Origin of the sequence: Dyella flava, assembly GCF_016904955.1 — a bacterium.
GTDB lineage: Bacteria > Pseudomonadota > Gammaproteobacteria > Xanthomonadales > Rhodanobacteraceae > Dyella_B > Dyella_B flava.
In genome coordinates this window covers 1-18,377 of the sequence record NZ_JADIKE010000031.1, presented here as the reverse complement: position 1 = coordinate 18,377, position 18,377 = coordinate 1, and the positions used below count along the sequence as shown (strand labels likewise).

13 protein-coding genes are annotated in these 18,377 nt (G+C 60.2%); 3 read left to right on the top strand and 10 right to left on the bottom strand.

Annotated features, from left to right (window positions below):
* Window positions 1-2: 2 nt before the first annotated feature.
* Entirely contained in the window at window positions 3-1,580 is a 1,578-nt protein-coding gene (treF, locus tag ISP19_RS06680) for an alpha,alpha-trehalase TreF (RefSeq protein ID WP_204680588.1), read from the bottom strand.
* Between the two features lie 187 nt (window positions 1,581-1,767).
* Window positions 1,768-2,862 carry a polysaccharide biosynthesis/export family protein gene (locus tag ISP19_RS06675; RefSeq protein WP_239556606.1) on the bottom strand — a complete coding sequence of 365 codons (1,095 nt, stop codon included), beginning with the start codon at window positions 2,860-2,862 and terminating at the stop codon, window positions 1,768-1,770.
* A 369-nt stretch (window positions 2,863-3,231) separates the two neighbouring features.
* Between ISP19_RS06675 and ISP19_RS06670 the strand changes: the two genes are divergently transcribed.
* From ISP19_RS06670 to ISP19_RS06660, 3 genes are all read left to right on the top strand, one after another.
* Complete coding sequence (locus ISP19_RS06670; RefSeq protein ID WP_204680587.1) at window positions 3,232-3,672, top strand: low molecular weight protein-tyrosine-phosphatase; 441 nt, start codon at window positions 3,232-3,234, stop codon at window positions 3,670-3,672.
* Between the two features lie 18 nt (window positions 3,673-3,690).
* Window positions 3,691-5,904: a polysaccharide biosynthesis tyrosine autokinase gene (locus tag ISP19_RS06665; RefSeq protein WP_204680586.1), complete on the top strand. Its 2,214-nt coding sequence runs from the start codon at window positions 3,691-3,693 to the stop codon at window positions 5,902-5,904.
* Between the two features lie 63 nt (window positions 5,905-5,967).
* Window positions 5,968-7,320, top strand: a complete 1,353-nt coding sequence (locus ISP19_RS06660) for a lipopolysaccharide biosynthesis protein (protein ID WP_204680585.1) — start codon at window positions 5,968-5,970, stop codon at window positions 7,318-7,320.
* A gap of 90 nt (window positions 7,321-7,410) precedes the next feature.
* On the opposite strand, the gene ISP19_RS06655 is transcribed toward ISP19_RS06660, so the two are convergent.
* The 8 genes from ISP19_RS06655 to ISP19_RS06620 form a co-directional block, all read right to left on the bottom strand.
* Window positions 7,411-8,469 (bottom strand): right-handed parallel beta-helix repeat-containing protein, encoded by a 1,059-nt coding sequence (locus ISP19_RS06655; protein WP_204680584.1) that lies wholly within the window; start codon window positions 8,467-8,469, stop codon window positions 7,411-7,413.
* A 382-nt stretch (window positions 8,470-8,851) separates the two neighbouring features.
* Window positions 8,852-10,054 (bottom strand): glycosyltransferase family 4 protein, encoded by a 1,203-nt coding sequence (locus tag ISP19_RS06650; protein WP_204680583.1) that lies wholly within the window; start codon window positions 10,052-10,054, stop codon window positions 8,852-8,854.
* 44 nt (window positions 10,055-10,098) lie between these two features.
* Complete coding sequence (locus ISP19_RS06645) at window positions 10,099-11,235, bottom strand: right-handed parallel beta-helix repeat-containing protein (protein ID WP_204680582.1); 1,137 nt, start codon at window positions 11,233-11,235, stop codon at window positions 10,099-10,101.
* Window positions 11,236-11,249: 14 nt separating this feature from the next.
* Entirely contained in the window at window positions 11,250-12,713 is a 1,464-nt protein-coding gene (locus ISP19_RS06640; protein ID WP_204680581.1) for an asparagine synthase-related protein, read from the bottom strand.
* Between the two features lie 181 nt (window positions 12,714-12,894).
* On the bottom strand, window positions 12,895-14,403 hold the full coding sequence (locus ISP19_RS06635; RefSeq protein ID WP_204680580.1) for an asparagine synthase-related protein: 1,509 nt from the start codon (window positions 14,401-14,403) through the stop codon (window positions 12,895-12,897).
* On the bottom strand, window positions 14,400-15,461 hold the full coding sequence (locus tag ISP19_RS06630; RefSeq protein WP_204680579.1) for an EpsG family protein: 1,062 nt from the start codon (window positions 15,459-15,461) through the stop codon (window positions 14,400-14,402). The genes ISP19_RS06635 and ISP19_RS06630 overlap by 4 nt, the downstream gene beginning before the upstream one ends.
* Before the next feature lie 13 nt (window positions 15,462-15,474).
* Window positions 15,475-16,323, bottom strand: a complete 849-nt coding sequence (locus tag ISP19_RS06625; protein ID WP_204680578.1) for a glycosyltransferase family 2 protein — start codon at window positions 16,321-16,323, stop codon at window positions 15,475-15,477.
* A gap of 52 nt (window positions 16,324-16,375) precedes the next feature.
* Window positions 16,376-17,305: an MraY family glycosyltransferase gene (locus tag ISP19_RS06620; RefSeq protein WP_284385171.1), complete on the bottom strand. Its 930-nt coding sequence runs from the start codon at window positions 17,303-17,305 to the stop codon at window positions 16,376-16,378.
* Between the last annotated feature and the right edge of the window lie 1,072 nt (window positions 17,306-18,377).

The window sequence follows — 18,377 nt, the reverse complement described above, 5'->3', positions numbered from 1 at the left end:
GCTCAGGTCGACGCAGCGCGCGCGTGATTGACCGCATGGCGCGGCCGTTCATGCAGTAGCCGGCGGGTCACGCCATTGGTCCAGCCGAAACCGTCCTGCAGCGGATACTCGCCGCCGCCACCGCCGACGGTGCCACCCGGCGGTGCGTCGAGCACGTATTTCTCGACCAGTTTGCTTTCGCGCTGATAAAGGCAGCCGACCGTGCACAGCCATCGATGCGCGATGTCTTCGGATAGATCGCATTGGCCATAGCGGCGCAAGCCGCCGATGGCCAGCCATTGCAGCGGCGCCCAGCCATTGGGCCGGTCCCATTGCTGGGCGGTCTGCACGGTCGTCGCTTCAATGCCGCCGGCACTCAGCAGCTGCGTGCGCAAGTTTTCAGCCACCAGCCTGGCTTGCTGTTTGCTGGCCACGCCGACATACAGCGGCGTGCTGACGGCCGCATTCAACCGCTCGCGCGGCATGCGGCGCTGCCAGTCGTAATCCAGATAAACACCTTGCCCGGCGTGCCATAGCACGCGGTCGATGGCTTCGCGGCGTGCCTGTTCGTGCCGCTCGAACTGTTGCGCCTGCTCAAGCAGCCCGGACTTGCGGCTGAGCAGGGCGATCTGCTGTTCCAGCTTCCACAGAAAGCTGTTGAGATCGACCGGCACAATCGCGGTCGTGCGGATACTGGCCAGCGGGCCGCCGTCACACCAGCGCGAGCTGAAATCCCAGCCGGATGCGGCGGCTGCGCGCAAATCGCGATAGACCTCGGCGGGCGAGCGTGCTGCTTCCTGGGCGGTCAGTACATCTTCCAGGAAGGCTTCCTCGCGTGGCGTGTCGCGTGCATCCCAGTAGCGGTTGAGCAGGGTGCCGTCGGCGAGGCGCACCACATGACGATAAGCCTCACCCGGCTGCAGTGTCGCCGCGCCCTGCATCCACCAGTCGTATTCCTTGCGCAGTTGCGGCAGGTAACGGATGGCTTTGCAGATCTCGTGTTGCTCGAACAGCTCCACCATCAGCGCGAACACCGGCGGCTGCGAGCGGCTGAGATAATACGTGCGGTTGCCATTGGGGATATGGCCGTAGCTGTCGATCAGGTAGGCAAAATTGTCAGCCATGGCATGCAGCAGGTCATGCCGCCCGCTTTCGGCCAGGCCGAGCATGGTGAAGTACGAATCCCAGTAATACAGCTCCGCAAATCGGCCACCCGGCACGACATACTCACGCGGCAGCGGCAGCAACGAACACAGTGTCGAAACCTGATCGGGCTGTCGCGTGAGGAATTCCCACAGTCCGTCGATGTGGTCGCGCAGGGGCTGTCCAGGCACCGAGACATAGTGGCTCTCGTGCACACTGGGGACATCGAAATGCGTATGCGCGAAGGTCGAAAGATCAAACCCTGGCCGTGACTGCTGGCTGCGGTAGTCCGCCAGAATCTGTTCGGGATCGTCCTGCGGCACGCAGTCGACAAAGGTTTTGCTGTCTGCAAAGACGCGCTGCAGCTGCACCGCTTCAAACAACTCCTGATATTGATCAGCGGGTGTCTGAAAATCGGCAGAAGAGGTTATTGCACTTGAATCGTCAAAGCGTTTCATGGGCAAGCTTCATTAATGGTTTGAATATTACCCATTGCCACGCGGATGGACGTTCAACTTCAGTGAAGGGGTCGTGATACAGGCACGCCAGACGATTTTCTTGCGAATGCGCGAGAAAATCATGCTGCATTGGCTTGGGCATTGCGCCGGATGCAACTGCCCTGCTGGAGCAGGGCAGTCATGGCCGTTACGGTGTCGCGTTGATCTGCTCTCTGGCGAACGCTGCGTTGCCGACCAGGCTTGAGAGCGGCACCAGCTGACCGAGGAAGCGGCCCCATTCGGTAATCGCGGCTGGACCCACAAACACCACATCGCCCGGTTCCACCCGGAAATTGTCGGCCAGGGCGAACGCGGCAGGTGAGCGGGCATTCAAGTGATAGACGGTGGCGGGTTCCTTGGCCAGGTCTTTCACGCCACGTATCACGTATACCGATTTGCCGCTGGCGGTGACCGGATTCAATCCGCCGGAGCGGCCAAGGGCCTGGGTGAGACTCAGGTCGTCGGTGGTGAAGGTGATGGCGGCAGGGCGCACCACTTCGCCCATCACATAGATTTCCTTGTTGTCGTTATACGGCAGATAGATCCGATCGCCGGGTTTCAGATAAATGCTCTGCTCGGTGGCCTTGCTGATCTTGTTGAGATTGATGTGATAGGACATCCCATCGCGCGTCAGGATCAGATTGGACAGATCCGCATGCGTGATGTCGATGGTCGCCGAGCCAAGCGCCTGTCCCAGTGTCAGGGGGATCGAGGTGATCTGTTGCGGGTCGGTTTTGGTGAAAGCGCCGCTGAACGAAACGAGCTGGCTGCCATAACTGATCACGCTGACATCCACCTGCGGGTTTTTCACATACACGGTGAGCTTCTGCGCGATCGCGTCGCGCAGCTGATCAACCGTCATGCCCTCCGCCTTGATCACCCCGACATACGGATAAAACAAGGTGCCGTCTGAGCGCACCAGGCGGCTATTGGCGGCAGCCTGTTGCTGTGCGCCAGCCGGCGCGGTCAGTTCCGGGTGATCCCACACCGTAATGTAGAGCGTGTCGCCGGCGCCGATGTGATACTGCTGCGGCTGATAGTTAAGCAGCTCCGGCGCAACCGTCTGCGCGGTTTCCTGCGGTTCGTTGGCCATGATCCATTGAGGCGTGATCTGCACAAGCTGAACGCGTCCTTTGTCCGGATTCGACAACGCGCTTTCCGACATATGCTGTCCCGGAACGATTGCGCAGCCCTGCACGAGCAGAACGACGAGTACTGCTGGCAAACCAAGCGACGATTTCATATGCACTCCACTGCGGTGGTGTAGCCAGAGGGAGCGCCTTGGGCGGTGAAGCGCTGGAGTACAACAAAAAACTCAATATTTCTGCATTTCATTAAACTCGATAAGACTGTCAATAACGCGTAAATGAACCATTGCCGCTACCGCGCTATTTTCGTCACAAAGTTAACTCAAACATTTTTTTGCACTTTCATCCGCGAAAAATGCATGTCAACTTGACATAAAAAGACTTATAAACGGACTCGCGTGAGGCATGCGGGCTGATTAGTTAGGCGTGGAGAACTGTTCAACTACTTAAACGTCAAATCATCAGCGAGGCAGCAGGGGTGCTTCCATTTTTTCCATAAAGAACGGCGGGAGTGCCTCTGTAACGTGTTCAAGCATGTTCTTGTTGTTTGCATTGGTAATATCTGTCGTAGTCCAACGGCAGAGTTTCTTTTTCGCCAAGAGTTGGGCCATCGCAATAATGTCCATGTCAGCAGTGCCGGTTTGCGGGCACTGATTGGCCGCCCCATGGACGATCATGCGATGGAGATCCTGCGTGAGCACGGGATCGATGCCGCCACGCATCGTGCGCGCCAGCTTGAGCCAGAGATGTTGCGTGAAGCCGACCTGGTGCTTGCGATGGAACGCAGGCACCTGAATGCGGCTTCGCAACTGGCGCCTGAAGCCAGCGGCAAATTGTTTCTGCTCGATAAATGGCACGACGACAGCGATGTACCCGACCCTTACCGCAAGTCGCGGAGGGTATTCGAAGACGCCTATGCGTTGATCGAACGCGGGGTGAGCAGCTGGCTGCGTTACCTCGAATGAGTCAATTGGAGCGGCCCCATGACTACCAAGCAGTCCTTCTCCATGCACGACGATGATATCGATCTGCGTGCTTTGTTCGGCACCGTCGCCGATCACAAATGGTTGATTGTCGGGATTACCTTCGTTTTCCTGATCATCAGCATCTTGTATTCGTTAATCGCGACACCGGTCTATCAGGCCAGCGCATCGGTCCAGGTAGAGCAAAAAACGCCGACGCTGCCGGGCCTGAACGATCTGACCGACACGCTGGGTATTTCCAACTCGGAGGCCGTCACCGAAATCCAGGTCCTGGGTTCTCGCGCGATCATCGGGCCGGCGGTGGAAAACCTGAACATGGACATTGAAAGCACGCCCAAACACTTCCCGGTGGTCGGCGGCTTCCTGTCACGCTGGTTTACCCAGCAAAACCCTGGCACGGTCGCGCCGCCACTGATTCCGGGCCTTGAGCGTTATGACTGGGGCGGTTCGGAGCTGAGCATATCCGTACTTAAAGTGCCCGCGGGTCTGCTTGATGAGAAATTGCAACTGGTCGCCGGCGAGCACGGCACCTACACCCTGCAGGACATGGACGGCAATCCGCTGCTGAGCGGTCAGGCCGGAAAGTCCGTGACGGGCAACGGCGTCACGATCCTGGTGAGCACGCTGCGAGGCAATCCCGGCACGCGCTTCCAGGTTATCCGTCGTACGCATATGGATACGATCGCGCAATTGCAAAAAGATATCCAAATCAGTGAGCTTGGCAAGGACTCCGGCATCATCCAGCTCACCTACAACAACAAGGATCCGGTGCTTGCCACGCAATTGCTCGACCAGGTGACCGGCCTTTACGTGCACCAGAATGTGGAACGCAGCGCCGCCGAAGCGGCGAACAGTCTCAAGTTCGTGCAACAGGAGCTACCCAGGGTCAAGCAGGAGCTGGAACATGCAAGCCAGGCCTTGAATACCTTCCAGCTGCACACGCACACCGCCGATCTGAGCATGCAGACGCAGTCGATGCTGGATGAGGGTGTGTCGATTGATAGCAACCTGCAGCAGCTGCGCATGCAGATGTCAGATGTGGAACATCGTTTTACGCCCGAGCATCCCGAATACCGCACCCTGCAACAACAGATCGGTCAGTTGGAGAGCGAGAAGGGCGCGCTGCAAGCGCAGATTGGCCATCTGCCCAACACCCAGCAGCAACTGCTCAAGCTGACCCGCGATGTCACGGTCAGCGATCAGACCTACACCAGCCTGCTCAATCAGGAACAGCAATTGGATATCGCGCGTGCCGGTTCGATCGGCAACGTGCGCGTGATCGATCATCCGGCAGTCAATCTTGCCAAGCCGTGGTGGCCGCGTCCGATCTGGGTGATTCCGGGTGGCATGGTGCTTGGTGTGATCTTCGCCCTGGGGTTTATTTTCCTGCGCCAATTGCTGAGTCGTGGCGTGGAAGATCCGGAAGCGATCGAGCGCCTGGGTCTGCCGGTGTACGTGTCGATTCCGTTGAGCGACATGCAGCGCAAGAGCAGCGTCGGCCTGCGTCATCACTTCAGCTCCAGGGGCCGTCAGCGGCTGCTGGCCCTGAACGCACCGGGTGACATGGCGACCGAAGCCTTGCGCAGCCTGCGCACCAGTCTGCACTTCGCGCAGCTGGGCGGCAAAAACAATGTGCTGATGATTTCCAGCCCCAGCCCGGAAGCGGGCAAGAGCTTCGTCGCAGCGAACCTCGCCGTGGTCATGGCGCAGGCCGGGCAGCGCGTGCTGCTGATCGATGCCGACATGCGCAAGGGCCTGCTGCACAAGGCGATCGGCGTCGATGCCGAAGATGGCCTGTCCGAGGCGATCGCTGGTGAGACCGATAGCATCATCCAGACCATTCGAGCCGTGGACGGCATGAGCGAGTTGTTCTTCATGCCGCGCGGAAATATCCCGCCGAATCCGTCGGAACTGCTGATGCATTCCAACTTCGGCACCTTGCTGGAGATACTGAAACCGCAGTTCGACCTGATCATCATCGATACGCCGCCGATTCTTGCCGTGACGGATGCCGCCGTGATCGGTCACTACGTCGGCACCAGCCTGATGGTGGTGCGCTTCGGTATCAGCCAGGGGCGCGAGATCGCCTTGGCCAAACAGCGGCTTGAGCAAAGCGGCGTGCTTCTCAAAGGCGCCATCTTCAATCTGGTTGAAAAGCGCAGTGCCGGCTATTACGCCTATGCCTATACCGCTTATGCACCTACCGAGGTGTAGCGCTGCGCTATCTGGCGGGCGGCCGGCAGTAGTGACTTGGCTGCCGGTCGCACGGGATGCGGCATGGTGAGGCGCGCCTATCCGGCCACCGCGGACGAGGTGCGCGTGGACGCGTATTCGTCGCAGAGTGTGCGTCGCGCGCTCGGCGCGGTGTCCATGCTGTGGATCGCCACTGCCGTCGGTGCCTTGCTCGCCTTTGTCACGCAGGCCTTGCTGGCCCGCGAAATGGGGCCCACCGAGTTCGGCCTGTTTGCCTCGTCGCTCGCCACGGTGACCATGCTTTCGCCACTGGCAGGCTTTGGCTTGCCGCAATACTGGCTGCAGGCCTATGGCGTGGAAGGGTGGGGCGCCAATCGATGGCTGCGCCCTTCCTTGCGTTTCGTCACGGCCAGCACGCTGCTGACCATGTTGACCATCGTCGTCTGGGCCTTGGCCGGTGCACCGGCCGACGCCAGGCCGATGTTGCTGCTGCTATTGCCGGTTGTGCTCGGCTTGCTGGCGGTGAACCTGATCGGCAGCCAATTGCGTCTGGAAGAACGACATCAGGCATTGGCCTTGTGGCAATTGACCACGCCGGGCAGCCGCGTCCTGGTGGCGGTGTTGCTGTTGCTGATTCCATCGCTGTCCGGGCAATTCGTCGCGGCAGGATTTGGCTTGATTTCCTGCGTCGTGGCCGTGCTGGCCGTGCCGCGACTGCTGGCCATGCTACGCGGCGGCATCGCGCTGCATGGGCATGGGCCACGTCCCGATGCGCCGCTCATGCAGGCCGCTCCCGGGGTGGGTTATCTGCTCTCGCAATCCTGGGCCTACGGACTTGAGGCGGCGCTGTATCCGATTTTTTACCAGATCAGCACCGTGCTGCTGAAATACCTCAACGGCAATGCGCAGGCAGGTATTTTCGGGATCGCGCTGGGTATCATGACGGCGATCTACCTGATTCCTTCCACGCTTTACCAGAAATTCCTGCTGTCGAAATTGCATCGCTGGGCCGCGCACGACCAGCACAAATTCTGGCTGGTGTACCGGCACGGCAATATCGCCATGCTGGTTTCCGGGATCCTGGTCGGCCTGGCGTTGACCGGGGTGGCGCCGTGGCTGGTGCCGATACTTTTCGGTGAAAAATATCGTCCGGTGGTCAAGCTGCTGGCGGTGTTGGCGCTATGTGTGCCGCTGCGCTTCCTGACCACTGGCGTCGGCTCCGCCTTGCTCAATGAGCGGCATATGCGCTATCGCGTCTTCGCCATGGGCATGAGCGCCCTGGTTGCCGTCGTGCTCAACGCGGTGCTGATTCCCGGCTACCACGAAATGGGCGCGGCAATGGCCACGGTGATCGGCGAAGCGACCTTGCTGCTCTCCTTGTACGCCGGCGTACGCCACTACCATGCAAACGGCGATGGTTTCAGCAAGCAGCCGTGAAAAGGTCGATATAAAAAGGGCGAGCGTTTGACGCTCGCCCTTACTGCTTCCATCAACGGGTCACCACGGCAGTGACTCGTTCATGAAACATCAGCGCTGCGGTGAAATCGTATTGCCGGTCACCGTGATGTTGGTGGCCCCGCTTTCGATACTGATGTCACGCGGATCCCAGCCTTCGGTGAAGATGGATTCGTTGTTGTCGTAGAACCACAGATCGTAGTTGTAGGTGATGGTGTTGTCGGTGATCTGGACGGCGTTGGTATCGGTCGCGATGTCCACCCCGAACAGGTAGTTCTGGGTAATGTTGTTGCTGGTGATCTGGACGTTGTCCGCCTGACCGTCGAACACACCAAAGCCCTGGTTGTTCTCGGCGGTAGTGCCGGTCAGTACCACACCGCTGACATTGGCGTGCATTTCCAGGCCGTTGCCGACGTTGTTGGACAGCGTCGAGTCTTCGATGCGCACGTTCGTGACGTTGCCCTGCGTCTGCGGCTCGATATCGATGCCCGCCTGCGGCGCCACACCGTTGGAGCCGGTGAAGCTGCTGTTGACCACGTAAAGCTCATTGACCGGGCCGACCGTCATGCCCTGGCGGCGGTTATTGCTGGATTGCACGCGATTGATCGTTACGCCCGACGACAACACCGCCGTGCTGCCGCTGCCGGTCGCGCTGACCAGCACGCCGTCGCCGAAGCAGTTCGAAACGGCGAGATCGTGCACGTAGATGGTGCTGGAGCCTTCGATATCGATGCCGTAGCCCCACTCACCCGCCGTGCCCTGGTGGTTGACGCGTTCGCCGACGAAGTGACCACCCAGGACTTCAACGTTGTTCACGTTGTAGATTTTCAGGATCGAGCTGCGCTCGGAGCTGTTCGCGATTTCGTTGATCGAAGCATTGCCCTGCAGCGACAGTCGCGTGTTCGACTTCATCGAAATACCGGTCAGGCCGTTGATCATGTACGTGCCGTTCGGCACCACGATGGTGCCGCCGCCGGAGGGCAGGGCATTGATAGCGGCGTTGAAAGCAGCCGTATCATCGGTCGAGCCATTGCCGATGGCTCCAAAGTTCTGCACATTCAGCGTGGTGGGACCGACCGTAATCGTCGGCGCGGGGTTCCACCAATTCGTTGCCGAGGCCGGTAAGGCCACCGCGGATAGCGCTAGAGCCGCTCCAGCGATCGCCAGATATTTTTTTGGGCTCGTGTTCAGGTTAGTATTAAATTTCCGTATAGCGTTGGAAGTAGCCACTTTGTCAGTCCGTGCGGTGGGCTTCAGCGCTTTTTTTAGCATTACGTTCTCGATGGCCTCATAGCTGCGTCAAAACGGCGGCTACGTTCTCTCATTTTTCCGTGATGCCGCAAGGCCGAAAATGTGACGCAGCGCACACTCATGGTCATGATGCGTGGTTTCGCGAAATTTTGCGGAAAAACGTGAATCGCCCGTAAATTGCCGGGAATTTGCCTCTGTTTTTGCAGAATTGTGTGCGCTGTGGATTTCAATCTGGACGTCTAGCCGTCCAAATGATGGTCACTCATTGCGAAATGACAGTCCTTCTTGCACGTGAGGCAGGGGCTTCTGGTGCATGCTTCAACGCACCCGGGTAAAGCAGCTCGTCATAGACATCGAGCGTCTGCTGAATCACCCGGCGCTCGTCAAAATGGGCCAGCGCTTTTTGTCGTGCACGCAGTCCCAATTTCGAAAGAAGTTCGCGGTCGTCGTCGAGCCGCGTGATTTTTTCAGCGAGGTCACGCGCGTTGCGAACTTCTACGCGTAAGCCATCGATGCCATCCTGCGACACCACTTCGCGGCAACCGGGCCGATCGGTGGTTATCAAGGCAAGCCCGCATGCCGCGCCTTCGATCAGGCATTTCGGAACCCCTTCGCGGTAATAGCTGGGCAGCACCATCACGTCGACGCTGTTGAGCAGGGCAGGCATGTCGTCGACATGACCCAGCCAGCGCACCAATCCGGCATCCGTCCAGTTCTGCATTTCTGCGGCGGCCACCGCATGCGGGTTACCGGAGTCAGGCGTGCCGGCGATCACGAATTCGATATCCCGCCCCGCCGCATGCAGTAACGACGACGCATCGACGAATTCCTTGACGCCCTTTTCCCACAACAACCTCGACGCCATCAGTACGCGCAGGCGGCCGTGTTCATTCTGCTCATGTCGGTACACCGGATGAAACCGGGCTGTGTTGACGCCGGAGCTGCGAATGACTCGGATTTTCTCCGCGCCGATCAGTCTGGCATCGAGGAAAGCCGAGGCATCGTCGGGATTCTGCAGGATCAGCAGCGAGCGTTTGCTCCCCAGCGTCGCCCGCAACATCAGCTTCAATAACGGGCGCAGAACACGTGCCTTCGCGCTGTCGCTGGTAAATACGAAACCCAGGCCGGCGACCGCATTCACCGTGGCCAATATGTGGGCCAGGCGCGCCGCGAGCGCGCCATACACGGCGCATTTCAGAGTGAAGTTGTGCAGCACATCGGGGCGCTCTTCGGCCAGTACGCGCACCAGCGCATGCACCGTCAGCAATTCGCGCAGCGGGTTGAGACTGGCACGGTCCATGCCCAGGCTGATCCAGCGAAAACCTTGGCTGGCAAAGCGCGCACCGAATTCACCCGGTGGCGACAACATCACCACTTCGTGCCCCTCGGCCTGCAGGCGGCGCGCGGTGGATAGACGAAAGTTGTACAAATACCAGTCAGTGTTGGCGAAAAAGACGAATTTCATCGACCTCATTCCTGAGCGATGCGTCGCGTTTCGTGTTTACGTCGCTAAGACGAGAACGTGTTGCCGGAAACCGTCACGCCACGGGTGGAGTCGTCTACCCGCAGTTCGCGATTTTCTTCATCTGTGCTCTTCGACGAAAACATCGAGGCAACGCGGTGGAAAAAGCGCGCGCTGTTGCCGATCAGCTTGTTGCCGGTCACCTGCGCACCGTCGGTGGCGCCCGCAATGGTCACGCCGGTCAAACCGTTGCTGCTGATGACATTGTTCGCCACGGTGACTTGCGCCGTGCCGACGGTCATCACGCCGTAGCCGGCATTGCCTTGAATGGTGCAGTTCTTCACGACCACGCCGGCCACGTTGTCGTGCATTTCCATGCCGGTGCCGTGATTGCTGCTGATGACGCAGTGGTCAATGGTGATGTTGCGCGCCGGACCCTGCGCCTGCGGTTCAATGTCGATACCCGCTTCGGGCTTGGTGCCATTGGTATTGCTGAAAGTGGAGTTGGTGACGACGACGCCGTCGACCGGACCGATCGACATGCCCTGGCGGCGGTTGTTGGTGGAGACCACCCGATCGATCATCACCTGGGTGGCGGGCACAGCGTGAAAATTCGGCCCAAGCGCACCCACCCAGATGCCGTCGCCCCAGCAATCGGAGATATGCATGTCGCTGACGCTGACTTGGTTGGACGCTTCGATATTCAGGCCGTAACCCCATTCGCCACCGGCGCCAAGATGACCGTTGCGCTCCCCGACGATGCGTCCGCCGGTAATGCGCACATTGCTGACCTGCCACACCTTGATTACGTGATAGCGCTGCAAGTTATTGGGGATGGCGGTGAGCTGCGCATCAGGCGCCATCTGCAGCAGCATGTTCGAGCGCAGGTTGATCGCGCGGGTCGCATCGATCATGTAAGTGCCCGACGGTATCGTGACGGTGCCGCCGCTGGCCGGCAGTGCATCGATGGCCGCCTGGATGGCGGCGGTGTCGTCATGCGAACCATCACCCTTGGCGCCCTTGTCGCGCACATTGATTACCGGGCCACCGGCGCCGGGCATCACCTGCGCAAACCATGCACGCGCGGCAGCGGGCCATATCGGCAGCAAGGCCAGCCACAACGAGCGGCGCAGAAAGTCGCGGCGCGCGGTAAACGTGCGGCTGGCGGCGGATGGTTTCGTCATGGCCGGCACTACGCTCAGGCTGCCCGTGGCGTCGAGCGGCTGCGACTGATCAGCCAGGGCAGGGTGATAGCCAGCAAGTAGAACTTCGACGCGAAGTATTTGTTGTCCAGTCGCTTACGATGGGTCTCCAGCCAAAGTGGCGCGCCCGGCAGCACCCCTTGCATCTGCGAGGCAAACGCATGGACCTGGTCGAAGCGCCGGCGGGCCAGTCCGCACAAATCAAAGCGGAACGATCCCTTCGCCTGGACATACGGCAATTGCCTGAAGTGCTGCGCGATGTAATTGCGCATCAATACCTTGTTGACGCCGCCGGAGCCAATCAGCTGTTCATCGGGAACGTGATGGAAAATCCAGTCGCGCAGGCGCTCATCACAATAGGGGTAGACCAGGCGCAAGGACATCGCGTTGCTTGCGTACATGCCTTTCGCCAGCGCGGCGGATTCCGCGATGATGATGGAAATGCGCCGCACCGCTTCGGCCGAATCGGCCGCGGCAATATCGGCGTGATACGTCTCCATGCGCTTGCGCGAGCATTCGGAGATCGACCAGCCGAACAGCGCATCCACTTCCGTATCGCTGAAGCGCGAACCCGGGAAATAACGCTCGAACTCGTTCATCTGCAGCGTGGAAAGGGCAAAGCACAGCTTGAAATTGCCCCGCACCAGTGGTGATTCGAACACCTTCTGCGGCAGCTTGAGTCGGCGCGCAAGCATGCTCAGTACGCGTTGCCGGCTATGCAGCGGCACCCCGAAGTACTGATCCGAGCCCAGTGCATCAATAATGCCGTCGCCGCCGTTCCGGCTGATTTCCGTGGCCAGATCGGCATACGACAAGACCGCGAAATCCGCCGTCAGCAGCGGCATGCGCGGCAGCATGGCCAGATAGCGATCGTAGGCACGCCCGGGATCGCACTCCAGCGCTTCATGCCGAAGACCCAGTTGCTGCGCGACGAAGCGCGCCGAAGCCACTTCGTTTTCCTCGTTGCCGCCCAGGTAAGTCAGGCAGGTGGTCTGCGGACGCGCATCGGCCACCGCAATCGCCATCGAGGTGGAGTCCTTGCCGCCGCTTTGCAGCAGCCACGGTGAGCGCATCTCCTCGGTGGAGCGTGCGACCGCATCGCAAAGCAGTTCGTGATACGTGCTCAACAGCTCATCGCTGTCGACCGAACGGGTGGAAGGCCGCGGCTGTGCCAGGGCCGACTGAAACGGATAGTGGAAACGTGGGTGGTCATGCATGTCCTGGCGTGGATCAAAGCCGGAGGCGACGACCTTCACATCTTTGTAGATCGAGTGTGGCGGATAGACGAAGGTGTTGCGCAGCAGATCGGCAATCGATACCAGGTCCAAGGGCGTCTTCGCGCGCTCAAGTCCTTCCAGTGCCGAAAAATCCACTTCATCCTGATACGGTGACGTGCTGACCTGGATCCGCGAGCGTGTGCTGGGGTTTTGCGTTGTTTTTGAAAGCGTGGCGGGAATCATAACGATCACCTAGGGCGGGGCGTGGCATCGAACGGTAAAGATAGCCATGAAACTTTTTGGGCCGCGACGCCGGCACATGCGCCAGTTACGTCGCGGCCAGCGGTGATGCCGCCATCGATACATCGACCTCGCTCGCTGCGTCGGCAGCGTAGCGTTTGTATCGACGGTTGCCGATGAAGGGTCAAGACACGGCACTCACGTCAGGTGTAACCGCCGCCGCCGCACCTGGATGCATGCGGCTAAGCAGCCACGGCAGCGTCATGGCCAGCAGATAGAACTTGGAAGCAAAGTATTTGTTGTCCAGCCGGCTGTGGTGTGCTTCCAGCCAGCGCGGCGCGCCAGGCAGCAGCGCCCGTGTCTGCATGGCAAACGCATGCACCTGTTCAAAGCGTTGGCGGGCCAGCCCGCGAAGGTCGAAACGGAAGCAGCCCTTGGACATCACATAAGGCAGCTGCTCGAAGTGCTGTGCGATGTAGTTGCGCATCAGCACCTTGTTGACTCCGCCCGGGCCGATCAGGCGATCATTGGGCACATCATTGAATATCCAGTCGCGCAGGCGCGGATCGGCGAACGGATAGACCAGGCGCAACGACATCGCCTTGGCTGCATACATGCCCTTGGCCAGATGGGCCGATTCCCCGACCACCAGCGAGATCCGGCGCACTGCCTCGGCCGACGCCGCGGCCGAGATATCCGAACGGAACGTCTCCATCCGCTTCCGCGACTGCGCGGCGACCTGCTGGCCGAACAGCTCATCCACTTCCGTGTCGCTGAAGCGCGAGCCGGGGAAATAACGCTCGAACTCATGCATCTGCAAGGTGGCCAGCGCAAAGCACAGCCTGAAGCTGCGGCTCACCAGGCGCGAGTTGAAGACGCTCTTCGGTACCCGCAATCCACGCGCCAGGATCGCCAGGATACGGTCCTGGCGATGCAGCGGCACGCCGAAATACTGATCGGAACCCAGCGCATCGATAATCCCGTCGCCGCCGTTCTGATAAATCTCGGTCGCCAGGTCGACGTAGGAAAGCGCCGCGAAATCCGCGGTCAGCAGCGGCGTGCGCGGCACCATCGCCAGGTAACGGTCGTAGGCGCGGCCCGGATCGCAGACCAGGGCCTGATGGCGCAAGCCGAGCTCGCGCGCGACCAATTGCGCCGACGCCACTTCGTCCTCTTCATTACCGCCCAGATAGGTAAGGCACTGCGTCTCCGGCCGCACCTGGGCCAGCGCGATCGCCATGGTGGTGGAATCCTTGCCGCCGCTTTGCAACAGCCAGGGCGAGTGGATGCCGGCCGTGGCGCGCTTGACCGAGTCGCACAGCAGCTGGTTGTAGATGGCCAGCAATTCGTCATCGCTGATCGCGTCCGCCGGTGGGCGCGAGTGCGCCAATTCCGCCTGAAAAGCGAAGTGGAAGCGCGGATGTTCATACATATCCTGCTGCGGATCGAAGCCGGTGGCGGCGATCTTCACGTCCCGGTAAATCGAATGCGGCGGATAGACGAAACCGTTGCGCAGCAGATCGGCCACCGACACCAGGTCGAGCGCGGCAAAATCCTGGCCCAGGTCGTCGCGGTGATCCCCTAGCGGTGAAAAATCCACCTCGCCCGCATTGGGCGAGGTATTGATCTGGATCCGCCGGTCCGGGCTGGCTTGCACGGACGCATTCGAGCGCTGTTCGAGCGACGCATTCATACGACCACCTGATGGGTGACGTAGTAGTAAAAGGCCGCGCAGGAAAAGATCAGCCCCGCGCGGAGCAGGATGGGGTTACGCAGAATGGAAAGGCGGTTGAAGCAAAAGATGGCAGCCACCATCAGTGAGATGGCGAGATAAGCCGGCAGCAGATAGCGATTGGAGAAATTGCCCCAGCCCACCGCGAAGAATGGCAACAGCATCACCAGATAAACCGCCGTACTGTCGTTGATGCGGGAGCGGATCGGTTTGCGCACCATCGGCGCCATGATGAACGGCAGCGCGTACCAGAAGATCGAAAACACGGCGAAATCGATACGCACGCCCGAGCGATACTTCGAGCTCAAGCTGTAATCCATCACCGTGTTGTAGATAAACGGCGAGGCGGTGCGCACCACGATCATGGTCAGGCCGGCGACGTAGGCCAGGAACGCCACCACCGCGATCACCCGCAACAGCTTGAGATTGAGCAGCAGCGGCGCGAACACCAGGTACATCAAGGACGAATAGTGGAAGCTGGTCGCCAGCACGCCATAGATAAAGAAGGTCCGCCACTGGCGCTGCTGAAAGGCGAGCAGGGCGGTGAACACCAACAGCGCGGCAAGTCCCTGGCGTACCGCATTGATCGACGCGTTGACGAACATCGGCGAAAACAGCAGGAACATCAGGCTCGCCGTCAGCAAGGTCATCAGCCCATGCCTGGCACCCAGATAGTCGAAGTAATGCCGCACGGCGACGATGGCGGTCGCCAGCAAAATGCCGAACAACACCATCTGATAGGCCTCGACGCTGAAGCCGATGACGCTGAGCACGCGTGTCACCAGCAGGAATCCCGGTTCGAAGCGGGTTTCCGGCGAACCGCCATGCAAGGTCCGGAAGAATTCCGCATACACATAGGTATCCGTGCCCACGTCGATGCTGCGCGTGCCCACCAGCAGGTCGGCAAACACGCAGGCCGCGCCGATCAGGATCAGGCTCAGCATGATGCGTGCGTTCGACGTGATGTTGGACGGGCCGACGAAATCGACGTAAGGCGGGTTGGGGGAATGCGTATTCATAAGATTGCGCGGCCTAGGTGCTGCGCTTTGCCTGGAATTGGGCGACCTGGCGACGCTCGAAAGTCAGCAGGCACCGCCGTGCATAACGAATCACCCCCATGGCGTTGGCCAGGTGCATCTGCGAACTGCTCAGCAGGCCCTGCTCATGCAGGGCCCGGCGCACATCGTTCGCCGCCTGGAACATGGCAACAAGGTCGCCGCTGAGGCCGCCCGCCCCGAACGGCGCCTTGTGCCATGACGCCAAAACCTGGTTGATTTTTGCGCAGCGATAGCCGGAGAGCAGGATCTGCGCCCACAGCAGAAAATCCTCGGCACGCCGGCGTGTTTCATCGAAACGGAAGGGCAGGTCGCGGCGCAGCATGATCGACGCGGTCGGAAACGGGCTGCGCAGCATCAACAAATGCGGTGGAAACACCCGCACCCGCAGCGGATGGTGAATCGCCGGAGGCGGCTCATCGCGCGTCTGCACGTTCATCTCGTGCGCAATCAAGGCGATTACCCGATCAGCGGCGACGGCATCCATCTGCAATTGCAGTTTCCACGGATGCCAGGTGTCATCGGCATCCAGAAAAGCGATCCATGGCTGGGTCGCGTTCTCCCAGCCCAGATTGCGCGCCGCCGACGGCCCGCTGTTGCAGGACATCGTCAGCACCCGGACCCATCCTGGCGGATAACGGCTCGCCACCTCGTACAGGCGTTCCAGCGTACCGTCGTTGCTGCCGTCGTCCACCAGCAACACTTCCATCGGCCATGCGCTTTGCGCGGCGATCGACGCCACCGCGCTACCGATCGTGTCCGCGCAGCGGAAGCACGGCACCACCACGCTGACTGGAACTCGGTTGTGGCTGTGGGTCGTGCGCATGCCTGGATAACTCCCAACGGCTGCTTGCCATGTGACGGGTGGTTTCATCGAGTTACCTGATACGGTGGCGTTTCCACCGCATGCTGGGTTCGCCTGCGTGCGGACGCATCGACACGCCAGCAACATGTAGCGATCGGTGCGGTGAAGCCGTCGCAGGCATCGTCCCGCGTGATTTGCGCGCCACCTGGGCACGCCGTATGCGTCCGACGATGGCGATATAAATGATGGTCAGCGCCGTGAACGCCATCAGGTTGCTGCCGGCGGCCAGCCGGCGGGTCAGCGTGCCCATGAAAACCAGGCCAATCGCCAGTCCGACCAACGCAACCAGCGTGGTATGCGGCCCGAATCCCGCATCCATCATGATGTGATGAATATGTCCGCGGTCCGGCTTGAACGGCGATTTGCCTTCGCGCATGCGCCGCACCATCACCGCCAGCGTATCGAGCACCGGCAGGGCGACGCACCACAATACGTCAACGGTCGACAGGTGCGGATGCGGTTGCTGGCTAAGCTGGATCAGTGTCCAGGCGAGGAAATAGCCGAGCACCATGCTGCCGGCGTCGCCCAGGAAAACCTTGTGCTTGGCCAATCCCAGATTGGCGGCGAGATCGGGCAGCAAGGCGGCCGCGAGCCACAGCAACAGGATCACGCTATGCCACTGCGAAAAACCCTGGAATATGTTGATCGCACCGATACTCACCAGGGCCAGCATGCCGGCCAGCCCATCGATGCCGTCCATCATATTGAAGGCATTCAGCAGGCCGATCACGGCGATCAGCGTGAGTGGCATGCCTAACCCACCCAGCTCGAACTCGTAACCGAACATATGCCCCAGCGTGTGGATATACACGCCCGTGCAATACACCACGGTCAGTACGGCGAGGGCCTGCACCGTCAGCCGCGTGCGCACGCTGAGGTTGAAACGATCATCCAGCGCGCCGACCAGGACCAGCACCGCCGCGGTGCCGAGCACGGCACTCACAAACGAAGGCGTTGGCCCCGCAAAGCAGACGCCGACGACCACGCCGAAAAAAGCGCCTAATCCGCCGATTAAGGGAACGTCACCGATATGCCGCTTTCGTCCACTAGGGTGATCCACGAGTCCAATCGACTCGGCGTGGCGATAAAGAAAGATTAATGCTGCACCAGACGACAGAACTGCAAGGACACACGAAATCAGCATTCGATACTGCATGAAGCCCTCCTATTTGGCATCGCGAGCGCAAACAGCACGTTAGCGATCGGGCGTCACATGCTTTACGCACGTGACGTGCGTTCCCCTGATAGGTGGCCGGCTCCTGCAGTGAGTCGATCCGTGATGGATGCTAGGTGGCTAGATGTGTATTCGTTGTCGAAAAATGTGATATGAGTCGCACATTTATGTGAATGAATGCTTGCTTTAATGTGTGCGTTGTGAATGGCGGAAACGGCATTGTTTTTGACGCGCAACAGCAGCGCTTTTCTTCCCTTGCGGGGCGCGCGGCTTTCTTCCTCTCCCCTCCGGGGCACGCGGGGAGAGCACATGGATGTGCTCGGCTTTGAGGAGCGAGGAGAGGATCGAGGTGAGGGGCCAACCTCGCGACGATATTGATGCGTAGCGTGAGCATCTAAAGAAACATCGCGCTGCAGCCATACAGTTCGAGGCAAGCGCAGCCCCTCACCCCAGCCCTTTCCCCGGAGGGGAGAGGGAGTAAACACGACACGATTGATAGATCCGCAGCGCCGCCGCTTTTCTTCCTCTCCCCTCCGGGCGACGCAAAGCTAGTCCCTGTGGGAGAGAGGATCGAGGTGAGGGGCCAACCTCGCGATGATATTGATGCGCAGCGTGAGCATCTGGAGAAACATCACGCGCAGCCATGAAGTTCGAGGCAAGCGCAGCCCCTCACCCCAGCCCCCGGATCAAGTCCGGGGCAGGCTCTCTCCCCGGAGGGGAGAGGGAGCTGTTACGGCATGAGTGAGAGATCCGTAGCGCCGACGCTTTTCCTCCTCTCCCCTCCGGGCGACGCAAAGCTAGTCCCTGTGGGAGAGAGGACCGAGGTGAGGGGCCAATCTTG

Bases quoted from the DNA above. Each gene is read 5' to 3' on its own strand.
- treF (WP_204680588.1), bottom strand. From the start codon at position 1,580: ATGAAACGCTTTGACGATTCAAGTGCAATAACCTCTTCTGCCGATTTT.
- ISP19_RS06675 (WP_239556606.1), bottom strand. From the start codon at position 2,862: ATGAAATCGTCGCTTGGTTTGCCAGCAGTACTCGTCGTTCTGCTCGTG.
- ISP19_RS06665 (WP_204680586.1), top strand. From the start codon at position 3,691: ATGACTACCAAGCAGTCCTTCTCCATGCACGACGATGATATCGATCTG.
- ISP19_RS06660 (WP_204680585.1), top strand. From the start codon at position 5,968: ATGGTGAGGCGCGCCTATCCGGCCACCGCGGACGAGGTGCGCGTGGAC.
- ISP19_RS06650 (WP_204680583.1), bottom strand. From the start codon at position 10,054: ATGAAATTCGTCTTTTTCGCCAACACTGACTGGTATTTGTACAACTTT.
- ISP19_RS06645 (WP_204680582.1), bottom strand. From the start codon at position 11,235: ATGACGAAACCATCCGCCGCCAGCCGCACGTTTACCGCGCGCCGCGAC.
- ISP19_RS06640 (WP_204680581.1), bottom strand. From the start codon at position 12,713: ATGATTCCCGCCACGCTTTCAAAAACAACGCAAAACCCCAGCACACGC.
- ISP19_RS06635 (WP_204680580.1), bottom strand. From the start codon at position 14,403: ATGAATGCGTCGCTCGAACAGCGCTCGAATGCGTCCGTGCAAGCCAGC.
- ISP19_RS06630 (WP_204680579.1), bottom strand. From the start codon at position 15,461: ATGAATACGCATTCCCCCAACCCGCCTTACGTCGATTTCGTCGGCCCG.
- ISP19_RS06625 (WP_204680578.1), bottom strand. From the start codon at position 16,323: ATGCGCACGACCCACAGCCACAACCGAGTTCCAGTCAGCGTGGTGGTG.